General features: G+C 63.4%; 15 protein-coding genes. 8 read left to right on the top strand and 7 right to left on the bottom strand.

Going from position 1 to position 17866, the window contains the following annotated elements; genetic code table 11:
• Positions 1–7 precede the first annotated feature (7 nt).
• The 4 genes from GM909_RS20410 to GM909_RS20395 are packed head-to-tail and all read right to left on the bottom strand — an operon-like array spanning position 8 to position 4001.
• Positions 8–811, bottom strand: a complete 804-nt coding sequence (locus tag GM909_RS20410; RefSeq protein WP_157019065.1) for an ABC transporter permease — start codon at positions 809–811, stop codon at positions 8–10.
• Between the two features lie 7 nt (positions 812–818).
• Entirely contained in the window at positions 819–1676 is an 858-nt protein-coding gene (locus tag GM909_RS20405) for an ABC transporter permease (RefSeq protein WP_157019064.1), read from the bottom strand.
• A 12-nt stretch (positions 1677–1688) separates the two neighbouring features.
• Complete coding sequence (locus GM909_RS20400) at positions 1689–2843, bottom strand: ABC transporter substrate-binding protein (RefSeq protein WP_157019063.1); 1155 nt, start codon at positions 2841–2843, stop codon at positions 1689–1691.
• A 27-nt stretch (positions 2844–2870) separates the two neighbouring features.
• Positions 2871–4001 carry an ABC transporter ATP-binding protein gene (locus GM909_RS20395; protein WP_157019062.1) on the bottom strand — a complete coding sequence of 377 codons (1131 nt, stop codon included), beginning with the start codon at positions 3999–4001 and terminating at the stop codon, positions 2871–2873.
• Between the two features lie 269 nt (positions 4002–4270).
• On the opposite strand from GM909_RS20395, the gene GM909_RS20390 reads away from it, so the two are divergent.
• Complete coding sequence (locus GM909_RS20390) at positions 4271–4945, top strand: helix-turn-helix transcriptional regulator (protein ID WP_235911994.1); 675 nt, start codon at positions 4271–4273, stop codon at positions 4943–4945.
• A 152-nt stretch (positions 4946–5097) separates the two neighbouring features.
• On the opposite strand, the gene GM909_RS20385 is transcribed toward GM909_RS20390, so the two are convergent.
• Complete coding sequence (locus tag GM909_RS20385) at positions 5098–6165, bottom strand: LacI family DNA-binding transcriptional regulator (RefSeq protein WP_235911993.1); 1068 nt, start codon at positions 6163–6165, stop codon at positions 5098–5100.
• A gap of 246 nt (positions 6166–6411) precedes the next feature.
• Between GM909_RS20385 and GM909_RS20380 the strand changes: the two genes are divergently transcribed.
• The 5 genes from GM909_RS20380 (at position 6412) to GM909_RS20360 (ending at position 12082) form a co-directional block, all read left to right on the top strand.
• Positions 6412–7461: an ABC transporter substrate-binding protein gene (locus GM909_RS20380; protein WP_157019059.1), complete on the top strand. Its 1050-nt coding sequence runs from the start codon at positions 6412–6414 to the stop codon at positions 7459–7461.
• Positions 7462–7586: 125 nt separating this feature from the next.
• The gene (locus GM909_RS20375) at positions 7587–8402 is read left to right on the top strand and encodes an ATP-binding cassette domain-containing protein (RefSeq protein ID WP_157019058.1); all 816 of its coding nucleotides are present in this window, start codon (positions 7587–7589) and stop codon (positions 8400–8402) included.
• The gene (locus GM909_RS20370; RefSeq protein WP_157019057.1) at positions 8392–9630 is read left to right on the top strand and encodes a sugar ABC transporter permease; all 1239 of its coding nucleotides are present in this window, start codon (positions 8392–8394) and stop codon (positions 9628–9630) included. The genes GM909_RS20375 and GM909_RS20370 overlap by 11 nt, the downstream gene beginning before the upstream one ends.
• 28 nt (positions 9631–9658) lie before the next feature.
• The gene (locus tag GM909_RS20365) at positions 9659–10387 is read left to right on the top strand and encodes an SDR family oxidoreductase (protein ID WP_157019056.1); all 729 of its coding nucleotides are present in this window, start codon (positions 9659–9661) and stop codon (positions 10385–10387) included.
• Positions 10388–10438: 51 nt separating this feature from the next.
• On the top strand, positions 10439–12082 hold the full coding sequence (locus GM909_RS20360) for an FGGY-family carbohydrate kinase (RefSeq protein WP_157019055.1): 1644 nt from the start codon (positions 10439–10441) through the stop codon (positions 12080–12082).
• A gap of 45 nt (positions 12083–12127) precedes the next feature.
• Here the strand turns inward: GM909_RS20360 and rhaI are convergent, their stop codons facing one another.
• Complete coding sequence (gene rhaI, locus GM909_RS20355) at positions 12128–13420, bottom strand: L-rhamnose catabolism isomerase (protein ID WP_157019054.1); 1293 nt, start codon at positions 13418–13420, stop codon at positions 12128–12130.
• Between the two features lie 197 nt (positions 13421–13617).
• Positions 13618–15720, bottom strand: a complete 2103-nt coding sequence (locus GM909_RS20350) for a bifunctional rhamnulose-1-phosphate aldolase/short-chain dehydrogenase (protein WP_157019053.1) — start codon at positions 15718–15720, stop codon at positions 13618–13620.
• Between the two features lie 187 nt (positions 15721–15907).
• Here GM909_RS20350 and GM909_RS20345 point away from each other — a divergent pair, with 187 nt between their 5' ends.
• Positions 15908–16717: a DeoR/GlpR family DNA-binding transcription regulator gene (locus GM909_RS20345; protein WP_157019052.1), complete on the top strand. Its 810-nt coding sequence runs from the start codon at positions 15908–15910 to the stop codon at positions 16715–16717.
• A 42-nt stretch (positions 16718–16759) separates the two neighbouring features.
• Positions 16760–17752, top strand: coding sequence for a rhamnose ABC transporter substrate-binding protein (gene rhaS, locus GM909_RS20340; protein WP_157019051.1), 993 nt, complete (start codon positions 16760–16762; stop codon positions 17750–17752).
• Positions 17753–17866 lie beyond the last annotated feature (114 nt).

Here is a 17866-nt window from a genome sequence, read left to right as displayed (position 1 = left end):
TTGAAATCTATTGCCGCCGTGCGTCTCCACGGCGCAGCATCAATTGCGCTACGATCAGAAGCCCCAGCGAGGCCACCATCACCATCGTGCCGATCGCATTGATCTCCGGCGTCACGCCGCGCCGGATCGATGAGAAGACATAGATGGGCAGCGTCGTTTCCGAGCCGGCGACGAAAAAGGCGATGATGAAATCATCGAAGCTGAAGGTGAAGCTGAGCAGGAAGCCTGCGAGGATCGCGGGCGCGATCAGAGGCAGCGTGACCTGCCGGAAGGTGGCGAGCGAGCCGGCGCCCAGATCGTTCGACGCCTCGATCAAGGCGCGGTCCAGTGCTTCCATACGCCCGCGTACGATGAGAACCACCAGCGACATGGTGAAAAGGCCATGTGCCGCCACCAGCGAGCCAAAACCCATTGAGAGCCGGTAGCCGCTTGCGGCCTCGAGCCACGGGTTCACAATGTCGAAGACGGAGACCAGCGCGATCAGCGTGGCGATGCCTATGACGATGCCGGGGATCATCACGGCCACATGCACCATCAGGTCGAAGCCGGCCCGCAACCGCCCCTTCATGCCCGTCAGCGCAAGGGCCGCCATGGTGCCGACGACGGAAGCCAGGACCGCCGAGACGAAGGCGACTTTCACCGAGGTCCAGAGCGCTTCCATCACGAACGGATTGTTCAGCGCGCGGCCATACCACTTGATGGAAATGCCCTGCAGCTGCGTTGCCGAGCGTCCCGCCGACAGCGAGAAAAGCGCGATGATGCCGATGGGCAGATAGAGGAACAGATAGACGGCCGTCGCGTAAAGTCTCATGGCTTCCTCACATCAGGCCGACATCATCGCGGCCAACGGAGAACCGGCGGGCGAGACGGCCGTAAAGCGTCACGACGATCAGCATGATGACCACAAGCGCGACGGCCACCGCCGAGCCGAAGGCCCAGTTGCGCGATTGAAGGAACAGATCGACCAAAGCGTTGCCGACGAAGAACACCTTGCCGCCGCCGAGGATCGCGGGGATCAGGAATTCGCCCATCAGGAGGATGAAGACGAGCATGGTGCCGGTCAGGACGCCGGGCATGGACAGCGGCAAGGTGATCTGCAGGAAGCTGCGCCAGGGTGGCGTGCCGAGATCGGCGGCGGCCTCCAGGAGCTGCTTGTCGAGCTTTTCAAGCGCCACATAGATCGGGAAGACCATCAGCGGCAGGTAGCCGTAGACAATTCCGATCAGCACCGCGAAAGGCGTGTTGATCAGCCTGACGCCCTCGATGCCGACCCAATCGAAAAGCGCCGGGATTCCTCTGCCTCCAAGCAGGAATATCCACGCGTAAGAGCGGATCAGGATCGACGTCCAGAAGGGCACGATGACCAGGACCAGAAGCGTGGTCTTCCAGCGCGAACTGACCTTCACCGCCAGAAAATAAGCGAGCGGATAAGCGATCAGCAGCGCCGCCAGCGTGCCAAGCGGCGCCAGCGTCATCGTGTTGCGGAAGGCGGCGAAACGGGCTGGCAGGTTGGCATACTGCTCGAAGGTGAAGCCCGGCGCGTAGCCGCCCACCGCATTGCGCTCGCCGAAGGAAAAGATGAGGACGACGGCCAACGGCAGAAGCAGCAGCGCCGCATACCACAGCCCCGCGGGCGTGAGCAGAAGCCACCTTGTCTGTTTCTGCGTCAAGGCCATCGTCCCCTCCGATCAGGCCGACTTGAAGCGGGCCATCAACTCGGCGCGGTTGGGGTCGGTCAATGTCGCCGCCGCGCCGAACTCCAGCGCACTCAGCCGCTCGGCTGCCGGATAGAGGATCGGATCGTCCAGGAGTTCCTCGGGCAGAAGCGCGTTGGTGCGGGAATCGGCAACGGGATAGCCGTGGGCCAGCGCCTCGCGCGCATTCACTTCCGGTGTCAGAAGATAGTTGATCAGCGCATAAGCGGCCTCGCGATGCGGCGCGTCCTTCGGAATGGCGTAGTAGTCCGACCAGATCTCGCCACCCTCCTTGCCGAGCGCGAAACCGATTTCCGGCATGTCGGAATTGAGCTGTTTGCCGTCGCCCGTCCAGCACATGGTAAGCCAGGCATCGCCATTGCGCATTCCCGGCTGATAGTCGGAGGTGATGGCAAAGAGATGCGGCTTGACATCGATCAGCAGTTTTTCGGCATCGGCCAATTCATTCGGCGCAACCGAATTGAAGGAATGGCCGAAATAGACCAGCGCATTGCCGATGGTCGTCAACTGATAGTCATGCACCATGGCCCGGCCGGTCCACTGGTCGCGCGCACCGTCGAAAAAGCTCTTCCAGCTATCGACGACACCACCGGTATGATTGCTGTTCGAGGCGATGCCGGTCGTGCCCCAATTCTTCGGAACGGCATAGACTGTACCGTCGATCGTCCCGGCATCGGCAAAACGTGCCTGGAAGGCCTTCGCGTCGTAATTGGGCAGCTTGGAAATGTCGAGCGGCTCGATCAGATCGGCCTCGACATAGGTCGAGATCGTATAGTTGGTCGGAACGAACACGTCCCAGCCCGAGCCGCCGGCCTGCAGCTTGGCCAGCATTTCCTCGTTGGAGCCGAACACGTTGACCTGCGTGAAAACGCCGGTCTCATCGGTGAAGAGATCGAAATTTGCCGGGTCGTGATAGTTGGGCCAGGTGGCCAGCACGGCCCTATCGCCCAGTTCCTGCGCGCGTGCGCGTCCGCTCACCAGGCCCGGCATGGCGCCGGACATGACGGCCATCGCCGTACCGAGGCCGGTTACGCCCAGAAAGTGGCGGCGCGTGACGGAGCCTTTCTCATAGCGCCGCAGTTCCTCCAGGAATTTCTTGCGCGAGATCGGTGTCGATTCGTCTGTCATATCAGTGTTCCCTTGTTGCGATGGTGCTTAGTCTTCGGCACCGAGCATGAGGCCCGCTCCTGGTGCCCAGATGACGTGGAGCCTGGCGCCCACGTCATGTCCGCGCATGGCTCTTTCGGCCTGTCGCGGCACGAGAACCTGAAGCGGACCGAGATCGGCCGAGCGCAGCAGGTATTCGATATGATCGCCAAGAAAGGTGCGGCGGGTCACTTCGGCAGGGAGAACCGTGTGGCCATCGGGGATCTGGTCGGATGCGGACGCAAGGCCCAGAGCCTCTGGCCGCACCGCGATTTCGACGTCCTTGCGTGTATCACCAGCAGGCGCCCGGACCACGACATCGCGCCCGCCTGGAAGGGCGATCCGCGCCATTCCGCCTTCACGCGAGACAATCTGCCCCGACAAGATATTGGCGCGGCCCACGAAATCGGCCACATAGCGATTGGCCGGCTGATCGTAGAGTTCCAGCGGCGTGCCGATCTGGGCTATGCGGCCCTTTCCCATGATGCAGATGCGGTCGGACATGGAGAGCGCCTCTTCCTGATCGTGCGTGACCAGGACGAAAGTGATGCCAAGGCTGCGCTGCAGATCGAGCAGTTCACGCTGCATCTCCGCCCGCAGCTTCGCATCGAGCGCGGCCATGGGTTCATCGAGAAGCAGGATCTTGGGTTCATTCACAATGGCGCGGGCAAGAGCCACGCGCTGCTGCTGGCCGCCGGACATTTCCCAGATGCGCCGGTTGCCGAACTCGGTGAGGCGCACCATCGCCAAAGCATTTTCGACCTTTGCGGCGATCTCGGCCTTTGCCATGCGCGGGCGGCGCTGGCGCAGTCCGTAGCCGATATTCTGCGCCACCGTCATATGCGGAAACAGCGCATATTGCTGGAAAACCATGTTGACGGGACGGCGATAGGCGGGCGTTGCCCCCATCTCCTGCCCATCAATCAGGATTTGCCCTTCCGTCGGTGCCTCGAAGCCCGCAAGCATCCTCAGCGCCGTGGTCTTGCCGCAGCCGGAAGGACCGAGAAAAGAGAGAAACTCACCACGGCGGATGCGAAAGCTCAGCCTGTCGGCAGCGAGCACCGGCCCAAAACGCTTCGTTGTTTCGACAAATTCGGCAACCGTCTCATCCCCCGGCCTGTTGCCAATGTGCCCTGTCATTTCGGTTTCCCTGTCCCCTCAGGTTGCATATGTTATGCAGACACAATTTTTTTGCGCTGGCCGGCTTGACCGGTCTATTGCATGCATGAGCAAATTGTTAGGAATTAAGCTGATTGCTGTATATACCACAAAGCGCATAGATTTCAGGAGATGGGTGCGGGATGAAGTGGGTAGAGGAGAGTGCCCGCGTCGTTGACGCGCTGGGGGAGGCGGAATTTCCGAACATTCTGACCGAGGCGCTGCGCTCGGTGGTCCCATATGAATTCACCGTGATCTTCGCCTATTACGAAGACAGAAAACCGATTGATCTTTATGACGATTTTCCGAAAGTGAAGCGGCGGGTAATGGTCGATGACTATCAGGAGGGGCCCTACCTTCTCGATCCGTTCTACCTGCATTCGGTGGCGCCCACGGATCCTCGCCTCGTGCGCCTGCGTGAACTGGCTCCTGACCGCTTCTACCAGAGCGAATATTTCCGCAACTATTATGTGCAAACCGGGCTCGCCGAAGAGATCGGCTTTATCGTCGACGTGGGAGACGATGTCAGCGTGGTCATTTCGGCGATGCGCGAGCACAAGGTCTTTTCAGCACGTGAATTCCGCGATCTGAATGCGTTGTTTGCCTTCGTCAACGCCTGCTCGAAACGTCACTGGAAGGGGCTGATCTCGCGGTTTGCCGACCGGCCGGCCGCGGAGGGGCCGCGCCTGTCGAAGCTCATCGAGCAGGCATTCCAGAGTGTTGGCCGCAACCTGCTCACGCCTCGCGAAACAGAGATTGTCGAATATGCGCTCAAAGGCCATTCGGCGGAGGCGACCGGCAAGGTGCTGGGAATTGCACCAGGCACGGTACGTATTCACCGGCGCAACATCTATGCCAAGCTGCAGATCAGTTCGCAGGGCGAACTATTTTCCCGCTTCATCTCGGCACTCACGGAATTGAGCTGATCGGTCCACCACGGCTCACTGGCACTCTTCGTGCAGAAGCGTTGGCGGATGAGATCACCGATGCAACACTTTGATTTTCCGTTATTATCCCCTCGATCTGGAACAGCCAGGCCCGCTGGAAGACTTCGCGGGTCCCGGCACACTCTCCCCGCCTATCCGGTCAGCGCGACCCCGGCGCCGTGGCGCGCCCTGTCGGAGGGAAGGTGCAAGGCGCAGGGAACGGCGCGCAGGACATTTGTCGCCGGTCGCGTGTCGATCATTTCGAACACGGCCTCCAGCATGTGCGGGACGTCCTGTTCGGCCATGCCGACATTTTCCGGCAGGCGGGCGGCGAAGGGGTCCCAGTCGAAGCAGCCGAAGCGCAGACCGCCGATGCCACCCCGATCGTTGCGCTGCATCCACCTGACGACGCCTTCGAGCGTGATGGTGGAATTGACGAAGATGCCGAAACGCTGCGGCAGGTCCATGCTGTCGAGGGTGGCCTCGGCCTTTTCCGCCGAATAGCCCCTGATGATCACGCAATCTTCCGGCACATCGAGCCCCGCCTCGGCATGAGCCTCGCGGAAACCGCGCAACCGCTCGGCGGTGTTGTGGTCACTGGCCCGCCCGCCGATGAAATAGAGCGGCTCGAACGTTCCGAGCTCGGCGCGAACACGCGACAAGATCACCCGTGTCAGGTCGCGCGCGCCGCCGAAATTGTCGGAGACCACCGACGGCGAGAGAGAGCCCGGCAGGTCGAGATTGATCGTGCGCACGCCGGCGGCGGTGCAGAATTCGCTGATCCGGTCGGGATCGGTGGCGCCGGTGGCGATGAGGCACTCGACCTGATAGGACACGAGGGCCCGTGCGGCCTCCAGTTCCAGCGCCGGTTCGCGCTGGGTGCAGGTGATCACGGGAAACAGGCCGCGCTGGCGCGCCCGTGTCTCGAACTGCTCCGCGATGGCGCCGAAATAGCGGTTGTCGTATTTCGGCATGATCATGCCGACGATGTTGGATCGCTCGCGCCTGAGAACGCTCGCCTGCAGGTTGAGGGCGTAGCCCTCATCCTCGGCGATCCGCGTGATCCGTTCGGCCAGCTTTTCGCTGATCCTGCGCTTTTTCCATGTCCCGTTCAAAACGGCGCTGACCGCGCTGGGAGAGGTCCCGGCGATCTCTGCAATATCATAGATGGTCGTTCGTTTCGATCCGCCGCCGTCGCCGGCAGCACGCGCCTTGTCCACGCATTCATCCTTTCCTGTCTCGATTTTGATCTTGACACCAAAGCGGCGGAACAACAATGATAGCTTCATCGATTGAGCAGATATGCACAATCGATGGTGCGTGTGTGGCAGAATGGCCGCAGACGGCTGGTTCCCGTGGGACGATCGGCGGAAAACGGGCAAGATTCGTTCCCGCGGGAGGCGTCATTATCAAAGAGCGTTCGGGGCTTTTCGGGCCTTCGGGCGACAAGTGGAGGAAACACGACAATGAAATCTGTTCTTATGCTTGCAGGCACGTCCGCGCTCGCCTTGGCGACGCTTTCGGGATTCGCCCACGCACAGGAGCCGGCCACGGTTGCCTTCCTGATGCCGGACCAGGCATCGACGCGCTACGAGGAGCACGATTTTCCCGGCTTCAAGGCGGCCATGGCCGAGCTGTGCGCCGAATGCACCGTCATCTACCAGAACGCCAATGCCGATGCCTCGCTGCAGCAGCAGCAGTTCAACTCGGTGATCGCCCAGGGCGCCAAGATCATCGTGCTCGATCCCGTGGACTCTTCCGCGGCCGCCGCGCTGGTGGAGATCGCCCGTTCGCAGGACGTCAAGGTCATCGCCTATGACCGTCCCATCCCCGATGTGCCGGCCGACTACTATGTGTCGTTCGACAACAAGGGCATCGGCGAGGCGATCGCGCAGTCTCTGGTGGACCACCTGGAGGCCGAAGGCGTGCCGGCCGGCTCCGGCGTGCTGCAGATCAACGGCTCGCCCACCGATGCCGCGGCCGGCCTGATCCGCGACGGCATCGACCTGGCTCTCGACAATTCCGAGTACAAGACGCTCGCCGAATATGACACGCCCGACTGGGCTCCGCCGAAGGCGCAGGAATGGGCCGCCGGTCAGATCACGCGTTTCGGCTCGGACATCATCGGCGTGGTCGCCGCCAATGACGGCACTGCGGGCGGTGCCATCGCCGCCTTGAAGGCGGCCGGCGTCAACCCCGTTCCCCCGGTCACCGGCAACGATGCGACGATTGCCGCGCTGCAGCTCATCATTTCCGGCGACCAGTACAACACCATCTCCAAACCCTCGGAGATCGTCGCAGAGGCCGCGGCGGGGGTCACCGTCACCTTCCTCAAGGGCGAGGAGCCCGAGGCCAAGACCACGCTCTACGATACGCCGTCCGAGCTTTTCGTGCCGGCCGTCGTCACCCGGGAGAACATCAAGGCCGAGATCTTCGACAAGGGCATCCAGACCCCGGAAGAAGTCTGCACGGGCGAATATGAAGCGCCGTGCAAGGAGCTCGGCATTCTCGACTGAGCCGGTATTCTCAACTGAGAACGAACCGCTATCCTGCAATGAGCGTTGGGCCCGCCCCACCGGGCGCTGGGGCCCCAACCCGCGGAAGGGACAAGCGGGCACAACCCGCGGAAGGGAAATGTCTCATGAGCGCATCGTCTGCCGGCAACAGCCCGCCGGGTGAACCGATCCTCCGCCTGCGCGGCATATCCAAGCAGTTCGGCGCGGTATCGGCGCTGACCGACATCGATCTCGATATTCACGCAGGCGAGGTGGTGGCGCTTGTCGGCGACAACGGCGCCGGCAAGTCCACGCTCGTCAAGACGCTGGCCGGCGTTCACCAGCCCAGCGCCGGCACGATCGAGTTCATGGGCGAGGACGTCACGCTGGACACGCCGGCAAAGGCGCTGATGCTGGGCATCGCAACCGTCTTCCAGGACCTGGCACTGTGCGAGAACCTGGACGTGGTGGGCAATCTCTTCCTCGGCCAGGAGCTTGCGCCGTGGCGCCTCGACGAGGTGGCCATGGAGGTGCGCGCCTGGACACTGCTGAACGAATTGTCGGCCCGCATCCCCTCGGTGCGCGAGCCGGTCGCCTCCCTGTCGGGCGGCCAGCGCCAGACCGTTGCCATTGCGCGCTCGCTGCTGCTCGACCCCAAGATCATCATGCTCGACGAGCCGACTGCCGCGCTCGGCGTTGCCCAGACGGCCGAGGTGCTGAACCTGATCGAACGGGTCCGCGACCGCGGCCACGGCGTCATCTTGATCTCGCACAACATGGAAGACGTGCGCGCGGTGGCCGACCGCGTCGTGGTCCTGCGGCTCGGGCGCAACAACGGCGTGTTCACCGCGGACAGCTCCAACGAGGAACTTGTCGCCGCCATCACCGGCGCGACAGAGAACGCAGTCTCGCGCCGCCATGCGCGCAAGCACGAAAACACGGACCTTCAAGATGAAGCATGACTCCAGCGCACTGGACCGCGCGGACACCCGGTTGCGGCACGACGAGGGGATCGCCGGCATGGTTCGCGGCTTTATCGACCGCGTGCGTTCCGGCGATCTCGGCATGCTGCCCGTCGCCATCGGCCTGATCCTGATCGCAACGGTCTTCACATCGCTCAATCCGGTCTTTCTGGCCCCAAACAATCTCGTCAATCTGCTGTTCGACGCCGCGGCCGTCGGGTTCATCTCTCTGGGCGTCGTGTGCGTCCTTCTGCTCGGGCAGATCGATCTTTCCATCGGCTCGATGAGCGGCCTCGCCTCGGCGATCGTCGGCGTGCTTTGGGTCAATCTGGGAATACCGTTGCCCGTGGCGGTGCTCGGCGCGCTGGCCTCCGGGGCGATCGTCGGGCTGATCTACGGCACGTTTCTCAACCGCTTCGGCATGCCGAGCTTCGTGTCGACGCTCGCCGGGCTTCTCGCGCTTCTGGGCCTTCAGCTCTACATTCTGGGGCCGACCGGTTCGATCAACCTGCCCTACAGTTCACCCCTCGTGCGCTTCGGGCAAATCCTGGTGATGCCGCATTGGCTCGCCTATCTCCTGGCGATCGTGCCTGGGGTGGTCATGGTCGTGCTCGGGCTGCGCACCATTCGCAACCGCGCCACCGCCAAGCTGTCGAATCCCGGGCTGGGCGTTCTTCTGTTCAAGGCGGGCGTCCTGACCCTGGCCTTGCTCGTTGTCGTCTTCTATCTCAACCAGGGGCGTGGCATTCCCTACATGTTCGGGCTCTTCATCGCGATGGTCATCGTGATGAATTACGCGTTCACCCGCACCAAGTGGGGCCGCTCGATGTTCGCGATCGGCGGCAACACGGAGGCCGCGCGCCGCGCCGGCATCAACGTCAACTTCATCCGGCTGTCCGCCTTCATGATCTGTTCGACCATGGCGGCGCTGGGCGGGGTGCTCTCCGCCGCGCGCCTTGCATCGTCCAGCCAGCAGGCCGGCACGGGAGACGTCAACCTGAACGCGATCGCCGCAGCCGTGATCGGCGGCACCTCGCTTTTCGGCGGGCGCGGCTCGGCGTGGTCGGCGCTGTTCGGGATATTGGTGATCCAGTCGATATCGAACGGCCTGACACTGCTCAATCTGAGTTCGTCGCTGCGCTACATGATCACCGGCGCGGTGCTCGCCATCGCGGTGATCGTGGATTCCCTGGCGCGCCAGTCGCGGGCAAGCCACGGACGCGCTTAGGGATTTTTCAGACGAACGGAGAAGAACAATGGCTGAAACCATGAAGGACAAGGTCGCCGCCGTGACCGGCGCGGCTTCCGGCATCGGCCTGGAATGCGCACGCACACTGCTTGCCGAGGGGGCAAAGGTCGTCATGGTCGACCGGGACGAGGAGCGCTTGCAGGCGTTGTGCGACGAACTCGGACCCAACGCCCTCCCCCTTGTCGTCGATCTCCTGGACGGCGCGCAGGTCTCCTCGATGCTCGACCGGATCGTCGAACTCGCCGGTCCGCTCGACATCCTGCATGCCAATGCCGGCGCCTATGTCGGGGGAGCTGCGGCCGAAGGCGATCCCGACGCCTGGGACCGGGTATTGAACCTCAACATCAACGCCGCCTTCCGCTGCGTGCGGGCCGTTCTGCCCCACATGATCGAGCGCCGAACGGGCGACATCATATTCACCTCGTCCGTGGCTGGCGTGGTGCCCGTGGTGTGGGAGCCCGTCTACACGGCGTCGAAATTCGCCGTGCAGGCCTTCCTGCACACCACGCGCCGGCAGGTCTCCGAATACGGCATTCGCATGGGCGCCGTCCTGCCGGGGCCCGTGGTGACGGCGCTGCTCGACGACTGGCCGAAGGAGAAGATGGAAGAAGCGCTTGCCAACGGCTCCCTGATGCAGCCGAAGGAAGTTGCGGAGGCCGTGCTGTTCATGCTGACGCGCCCGCGCAACGTCGTCATCCGCGACCTCGTCATCCTTCCGAACAGCGTCGACCTCTAAACCAGCCGTTTCACGGCAGGACACCCGCCGCGCCGATCCACGGGAGCGCCAATGGCCCAGGACCATACCCTTTCCACTCCAGGCGAGACCTATCTGCTCGGCATCGATGTCGGCACGGGCAGCGCCCGCGCCGGCCTCTTCGACACGGCCGGAACCATGCTCGCTTCCGACAAGCGCGACATCACGCTTTGGCAGGAGAGCGGAGGTGTCGCGGAACAGTCCAGTGACGAAATCTGGTCATCGGTTTGCGGCGCCGTCCGCGGCGCCGTCGAGAAGGCCGGCGTCGACCCGTCCCGGATCGTCGCAATGGGGTTCGACGCGACATGTTCATTGGTGGTGCTGGGAGAAGGCGGAAAGCCGTTGCCCGTCGGCACAGGCGGCGACCCGCGGCGCAACATCATCGTCTGGATGGATCATCGGGCAACCGACCAGGCCGAGCGCATAAACGCCACGGGGCACAGCGTTCTCGATTATGTCGGCGGCATCATTTCGCCCGAAATGGAGACACCCAAGCTGCTCTGGCTCAAGGAGAACCTGGCCGAGACCTATCATGGCGCCTGGCAGTTCTTCGACCTGGCCGACTTTCTCGGCTGGAAGGCAACGGGCGACCTCGCGCGGTCGAGCTGCACCGTCACCTGCAAATGGACCTATCTGGCGCATGAGGATCGGTGGGATCCGGACTATTTTCGCCTGATCGGGCTCGGCGACCTGCCCGATGAAGATTTTGCATCCGTCGGACAACGTATCGTGCCGTCCGGCACGCCGCTTGGCCAAGGGCTGAGCGCCGAGGCGGCGGCCGATCTGGGCTTGCGTCCGGGCATTCCGGTCGGTGCGGGCCTGATCGACGCGCATGCGGGCGGTATCGGCACCGTAGGTGCGAAGAAAGAACCGGAAAGGACCCTCGCCTATGTGTTCGGCACCTCGTCCTGCACGATGACGTCGACACAAGAGCCCGTCTTCATTCCGGGCGTCTGGGGCCCCTATTATCAGGCCATGGTGCCGGGCATGTGGCTCAACGAAGGGGGCCAGTCGGCGGCCGGCGCAGCGGTCGACCAGCTCGTGTCGTTCCATCCGGCCGCCGCAGAAGCACGGCAATCGGCGAACAACGAAGGATATTCGCTGCCGGGATGGCTCGCCGAACGCGCGCGCCAATCCGTCGACACGCCGTCCGATGCGGTGACGCTCGCCCGCGGTCTGCACGTGGTGCCGGAATTTCTCGGCAACCGGGCGCCCTTTGCCGACCCGCAGTCCCGCGCCGTCATTGCCGGCCTTGGCATGGAGCGCGGCGTAGATTCACTTGTGGCGCTCTATGTCGCCGGGATATGCGGGCTGGGATACGGCTTGCGCCAGATCATCGAAACCCAGGCCGAAAACGGCGCACCGGTCGATACGATCGCCATCAGCGGCGGCGCCGGAAGCCACCCGCTGGTGCGCCAGCTCCTGGCCGATACGACGGGGCTTCCCGTCCTCGCCCCGCGCGCGCAGGAGCCGGTTCTGCTCGGTTCGGCCATGCTCGGCGCAGTCGCGGCCGGATGTTTCACGGATATACCCACCGCCATGGCGGCGATGTCGTCGGCCGACGCCGTCTACAACCCCGCCACGGGGCAGGTTGCGGCGCTGCACGAGGAACGGTATCGCTCCTATAGGCAGTTGCAGGACGTCGCCAGAAGCATCAGGCGGGCCGCGGAACACTGACCTCGTAGTCGAGTTCTTCGCGCTACTCCGTTCATCCGGCTTGATTTATACGATGCCGCCCGAGCCTCCTGCGACGCTCGGCCGCTCGGCGGCGACCCTCCCGCGATAGCCGCTCGCGCGATAGGCGGCCACCGGATCGATCGCTCCACCCTCGAGAAGGCGCGCCCGCGCCAGGATCGGCTCGACATCGGTGCGGAAGGCAACTTTAAGCGTCTGTGCGGCCATCAGGGCGTCGTTTTCGTCCTGAAATCCTTCCAATGCCGCGCGATCGACGAGCAGCGCCTGGGCATAGGCGCGCTGCACCTCGCAAGCCGACACCATCAGGCTCTCGATGGGATCGGTGACGTTGTGGCTCTGGTCGAGCATATGCGCCGGATCAAATCCCTTTGCGCCGCGCAGTTCGGCATCGACCAGTTCGTTGAAAACCAGGAACAGCCGATAGGGATCGATCGAGCCGGCATCGAGGTCGTCGTCGCCATATTTGGAATCGTTGAAGTGGAAGCCGCCGAGCTTGCCGAACTGGATCAGCCGCGCGACGATCATCTCGATATTGACGTTGGGTGCGTGGTGGCCGAGATCGACGAGGCAGTGCGCCTTGGGGCCCAGTTCCTGCGCGATCAGGTAATTCGTTCCCCAGTCCTGGACAACGGTCGAATAGAAGGCCGGCTCGTACATCTTGTGCTCGGTGAACAGCCGCCAATCGCCGGGCAGCGCGGCATAGACCTCCTTCATCGCCGACAGATAGCGTTCGAAGGCCCGCGTGAAGTTGGACTGGCCGGGAAAGTTCGAGCCGTCGCCGATCCACACCGTCAGCGCCTTCGAGCCGATCGCCTTGCCGATCTCGATGCATTCGAGATTGTGCTCGACGGCCTGGCGGCGCGTCGCCGCGTCGGTGTGCGACAGGGAACCGAACTTGTAGGAAAGGTCCTGGTCCGCCGCATCGGAAAAGGTGTTGGAGTTCATGGCATCGAAGCCGAGGCCGAAACGCTCCGCGGTCGCACGCAGCTTCGACGGGTCGGCCTTGTCCCACGGAATGTGCAGCGACACGGTGGGCGTGGCGCGCGTGAGCTGGTTGATCACCGCGCAATCGGCGATCTTGTCGAAGATGTCGCGCGGTTCGCCGGGACCGGGAAAGCGCGCAAAGCGGGTGCCCCCGGTGCCCACGCCCCAGGACGGAACGGCAACGCCGAAGGCGGCGACCTTTTCGGCAATCGCGTCGATCGCGATGCCTTGCCGGTCGAGTCGCTCGCCGAGCGTCTCGTAGTCGCGCAGAAGCGCCGTGCCCCGCGCTTCGTTTTCCTTTTCGACGATATCCGCCGCGATCGGCTTATCGGTCATTATCCAATACCCCCCTCTGGTCTGCCGGCCATCTCCCCCTCAAGGGGGGAGATTGGCTGTCGCGACCCATTTTGCCAATCACCAACGCCTCTGGTCGAACGGCAGCGTTGAAGCTGCTTATCTCCCCCTTGAGGGGGAGATGGCCGGCAGGCCAGAGGGGGGTGCATCCGATGGATAGCATCACATCACACCGGGCCTCACCGCGTGAAGCTCTGCGCGTTGCCGGCGTCGACATTGATGATGTTGCCGGTCGATTTCGCCGACATATCCGAAGCGAGGAAATAGATCGCCTCGGCGATATCCTCGGGAAAGACAGAACGTTTCAGCATCGAGCGCGAGCGGTAATGCTCCTCGAGTTCGTCCGTCGACATGTTGTAGGCGGCGGCGCGCTGCTCCTTCCATTCGCCGGTCCAGATCTTGGAACCACGCAGAACCGCGTCGGGATTGACCACGTTGACCCTGATCTGCTCGCCCGCGCCCTCGAGCGCCAGGCAGCGCGCAAGATGGATCTCGGCCGCCTTGGCGGTGCAATAGGCCGAAGCGTTCGGCGAAGCGGCGAGCGCATTCTTCGACGCCACGAAAACGACGTTGCCGCCCATCTTCTGCTGGCGAAAGAGCCGGAACGCCTCGCGCGACACCAGGAAATAACCGGTGGCGAGGATATCCATGTTACGGTTCCAAAGCTCGAGCGTCGTCTCCTCGACCGGCGCCGACGATGCGAGTCCCGCATTGGAGACCAGGATGTCGACGCCGCCATAATCGACGACCACATCGACGAACCCGGCCGCAATCTGTTCCTCGCTGGTGACATCCAGGCGCACCGAGCGGACGACATCCTTGCCATGCACCCCGGCAAGCACGCCATCGGCGGCCGTCAGTGCCTCGGCATCGATGTCGGCAAGCACCACGCAGGCGCCGTCGGCCAGAAGCCGCGCCGCAGTCGCCCGGCCGATGCCGCCGGCTCCTCCGGTGACGAGCGCCACCCGTCCGGCAAGCGGTTTCGGCTTCGGCATACGCTGCAGCTTGGCCTCCTCCAGAAGCCAGTATTCTATGTCGAAGGCCTCCTGTTCGGGCAGGCCGACATAGGTCGACACGGAGGAAGCGCCGCGCATGACATTGATGGCGTTGACATAGAATTCCGCCGAGATGCGCGCGGTCGCCTTGTCGGCGGCAAAGGTAATCATGCCGACGCCGGGCACGAGATAGACCACCGCGTTGGGGTCGCGCATCGCCGGGCTGTCCGCGTGCCGGCAGCGCTCGTAATAGGCCGTGTAGTCGGCCTGATACGCCTCGACCGCGCCGGGCAACGCTTCGAGCGTGGCGTCGAGATCGGGCGCCTGCGGGTCGAACGGCACGACCAGCGGCCTGATCTTGGTGCGCAGGAAGTGGTCGGGACAGCTCGTGCCGAGCGCGGCGAGCGCCTCCATGTCGTTCGAGCAGACGAATTCGAGCACCGCATCACAATCGTCGAAATGCCCGACCTTGTAGCCCTTGGCCGAAATCATCCCGCGGATCGCCGGCATAAGCCGCGCAGCCGCCTTGCGCCGCTCGCCGGCCGGCATGGCCTTGCGCCGGGTGCCGCCGAACACCGCCTGGCCGGCCGTCCTTTCCTCGAACCATTCGATGGCCCGGTTGATGATGCGGACCGTCGTCTCGTAGCTTTCGCGCGCCGTATCGCCCCAGGTGAACAGGCCATGGCTTTCCAGAACCACGCCCTTGGCCTCGGGATTGTCCAGGCAGAATTTCTCCAGCCACAGACCCAGCTCGTAGCCCGGCCGCTTCCAGGGCAGCCAGCCGATCTCGCCACCGAAGATTTCCTCGGTCAGGGCCTTGCTGTCCTTCGAGGCGGCAATGGCGATGATCGCGTCGGGGTGCATGTGGTCGACATGCGGCTTCGGCACATATGCGTGCAGCGGGGTGTCGATGGAGGCCGCGCGCGGGTTGAGGTTGAAGGTGCAGTGCGGCAGGTAGCCGACCATCTCGTCTTCATGCTCGATACCGCGATAAAGCCCCTTCAGCGCCTTGAGCTTGTCCATGTAAAGCGTGGCAAAGCCGTCGAGCTTGATCGTCCCGACGTCGCCGCCCGATCCCTTGACCCACAAGACCTCGACCGGTTCGCCGGTCAGCGGATCGTTCTGGATGACCTTGGCCGACGTGTTGCCGCCGCCGAAATTGGTGATGCGCTTGTCCGAGCCAAGCAGGTTCGAGCGGTAGAGCAGGCGCTCCTGCTCGTTCATGGCTGCAGCCTTGGCCTCGTCCCAAAGATCGGCAAGGCGCGAGGCGGTGCGCGTTTCAAGCATGTTCTGAACCTCCCGGTGCGCCGTGGCAGTGGCGCTCGATCAAGACGAAATGTGCATCGCGGCGCGGGGCATGTCAATCAAAAACGATCAATTTCGATCATATTGCGATGCACAACGCAGCAAATTGATCGAATATGATTGACAATGCCCGTTTTCGATGAGCTAATTGTGCCGGCAGGGAGGAACCATGCACGAGAAAGAGCGCCACCGCATCATATTGTCGGCTGTCCAGGAACGGCCCGTCGCGACGGTGTCCGAACTCGTGGACCTGACCTCTTCCTCGGAAGCGACGATCCGGCGCGACATTGCCGCACTGCACGTTCAAAAGCGGCTCAGGCGCGTGCGCGGCGGCGCCGAGGCGATCAACCCGCCCCATATCGTCGGGCTGGCCGGACGGCCGTTTTCGGTCAACGAGACGATGCATGCCGTACAAAAGCGGGCCATTGCGCGCGCGGCGGTCGATCTTTGCAGCGACGGCGAGCCGATCATCATCAACGGCGGCACCACCACCCTCCAGATGGTGCATTTCCTGTCCAATCGCAGGATGCCGATCTTTACCAATTCCTTTCCGATCGCCGAGCACCTGCTCAAGCATTCCAAGAACACGGTGATGCTGTCGGGCGGCACGATCTATCGCGAGCAGAACATCATCCTGTCGCCGTTCGAAAACGACGTCACGCGCAACTTCTATGCCCGGCGCATGTTCATGGGAGCGCAGGGCCTGGGTCCGCTCGGGCTGATGGAGGGCGACCCGCTCCTCATCCAGGCCGAACAGAAGCTGATCGATCAGGCCGACGAACTGGTGGTGCTGGTCGATTCCTCGAAATTCCGCCTGCGATCGAGCCTCATCCTGTGCGGCCTGTCGCGCATCGCAACCGTCATCACCGACGAAGGCGTCGAGGACGCCGACGCACAGATGCTCGAGGCGGCCGGGGTCGCCTTGATCATCGCCCCGGCAAGTGCTGCCGGCGCGGAGGAATCTTCGCTGCCGGCCTGAAGCGGCGGCGCTGATGAACCATCAACATAAGGGAGGAGAGATATGTCCTTGATGAAAAAGCTCTTTGCCGCGGCGGCGATGACCGCTGCGGTGTTCGCGATGCCGGCCTCGGCGGCCGACATGAAGATCGCGCTGGTCGTCAAGTCGCTCGGCAACGGCTTCTTCGATGCGGCCCACAAGGGGGCGCTGGAAGCAGCCGAGGAGATCGGCGGCGTCGAAGTGATCTATACCGGACCGACCTCGGCGACGGCCGAAGGCCAGATCGAGATCGTCAATTCGCTGATCGCCCAGCAGGTCGACGCGATCGCGATTTCGGCCAACGATCCCGACGCCCTTGTGCCGGCGCTGAAAAAGGCGATGAGCCGCGGCATCAAGGTCGTGTCGTGGGATTCGGGTGTGGCGCCGGAGGGCCGCCAGGTGCATCTCAACCCGTCCGACACCGACCTGATCGGCGAGACCATCATCAAGCTGGCCGCCGACTATCTGCCCGAAGGCGGCGACGTCGCGATCCTCTCGGCCTCCTCGACCGCGACCAATCAGAACGCCTGGATCGAGGCGGCGAAGAAGGTGCTGCCGGAAAAATTCCCCGACATCAACCTGGTTGCGACGGTCTATGGTGACGACGATGCGGTCAAAAGCACCAACGAGGCCAAGGGCCTGATCGCCTCCTATCCGGACCTCAAGGCGATCATCGCTCCGACCACGGTCGGCGTCGTGGCGGCCGCCCAGGTGGTCACGGATGAGGACCTGATCGGCAAGATCAATGTCACCGGCCTCGCCCTGCCGTCGGAGTTCAAGCAGTTCATCGACAACGGCGCCAGCCAGGCCGTGGCTCTGTGGAACCCGATCGACCTCGGCTATTCGGCCGTCTACCTGGCGCACGACCTGGCGACCGGCGCCACGGCGGAACCGGGCGCGACGCTGTCGATCGGCCGGGTGGGCGAAGTCACGCTCGACGACACCAATGCCGCGGCGATGGCGCCACCCTTCCAGTTCGACAAGTCGAACATCGAAGAGTTCTCCAAGATCTACTGATCTTCAGCCAAGCGGGCGGCGCATCGCCTGCGCCGCCCGCGTTCCAGCGACTTGCAGGATGATAGCCGGTGTTCACGCTCTACCTTGCCCCCCTCTGGCCTGCCGGCCATCCCT

The organism is Mesorhizobium xinjiangense (genome assembly GCF_009749525.1).
GTDB lineage: Bacteria > Pseudomonadota > Alphaproteobacteria > Rhizobiales > Rhizobiaceae > Mangrovimarina > Mangrovimarina xinjiangensis.
The sequence above is the reverse complement of the archived record's forward strand: the minus strand, read 5'-3'. Positions and strand labels throughout refer to the sequence as shown.

What these genes read in the sequence shown, in the direction of transcription:
- GM909_RS20410 (WP_157019065.1), bottom strand. Translation starts at nt 811, where the DNA reads ATGAGACTTTACGCGACGGCCGTCTATCTGTTCCTCTATCTGCCCATC.
- GM909_RS20405 (WP_157019064.1), bottom strand. Translation starts at nt 1,676, where the DNA reads ATGGCCTTGACGCAGAAACAGACAAGGTGGCTTCTGCTCACGCCCGCG.
- GM909_RS20400 (WP_157019063.1), bottom strand. Translation starts at nt 2,843, where the DNA reads ATGACAGACGAATCGACACCGATCTCGCGCAAGAAATTCCTGGAGGAA.
- GM909_RS20395 (WP_157019062.1), bottom strand. Translation starts at nt 4,001, where the DNA reads ATGACAGGGCACATTGGCAACAGGCCGGGGGATGAGACGGTTGCCGAA.
- GM909_RS20380 (WP_157019059.1), top strand. Translation starts at nt 6,412, where the DNA reads ATGAAATCTGTTCTTATGCTTGCAGGCACGTCCGCGCTCGCCTTGGCG.
- GM909_RS20375 (WP_157019058.1), top strand. Translation starts at nt 7,587, where the DNA reads ATGAGCGCATCGTCTGCCGGCAACAGCCCGCCGGGTGAACCGATCCTC.
- GM909_RS20370 (WP_157019057.1), top strand. Translation starts at nt 8,392, where the DNA reads ATGAAGCATGACTCCAGCGCACTGGACCGCGCGGACACCCGGTTGCGG.
- GM909_RS20365 (WP_157019056.1), top strand. Translation starts at nt 9,659, where the DNA reads ATGGCTGAAACCATGAAGGACAAGGTCGCCGCCGTGACCGGCGCGGCT.
- GM909_RS20360 (WP_157019055.1), top strand. Translation starts at nt 10,439, where the DNA reads ATGGCCCAGGACCATACCCTTTCCACTCCAGGCGAGACCTATCTGCTC.
- rhaI (WP_157019054.1), bottom strand. Translation starts at nt 13,420, where the DNA reads ATGACCGATAAGCCGATCGCGGCGGATATCGTCGAAAAGGAAAACGAA.
- GM909_RS20350 (WP_157019053.1), bottom strand. Translation starts at nt 15,720, where the DNA reads ATGCTTGAAACGCGCACCGCCTCGCGCCTTGCCGATCTTTGGGACGAG.
- GM909_RS20345 (WP_157019052.1), top strand. Translation starts at nt 15,908, where the DNA reads ATGCACGAGAAAGAGCGCCACCGCATCATATTGTCGGCTGTCCAGGAA.
- rhaS (WP_157019051.1), top strand. Translation starts at nt 16,760, where the DNA reads ATGTCCTTGATGAAAAAGCTCTTTGCCGCGGCGGCGATGACCGCTGCG.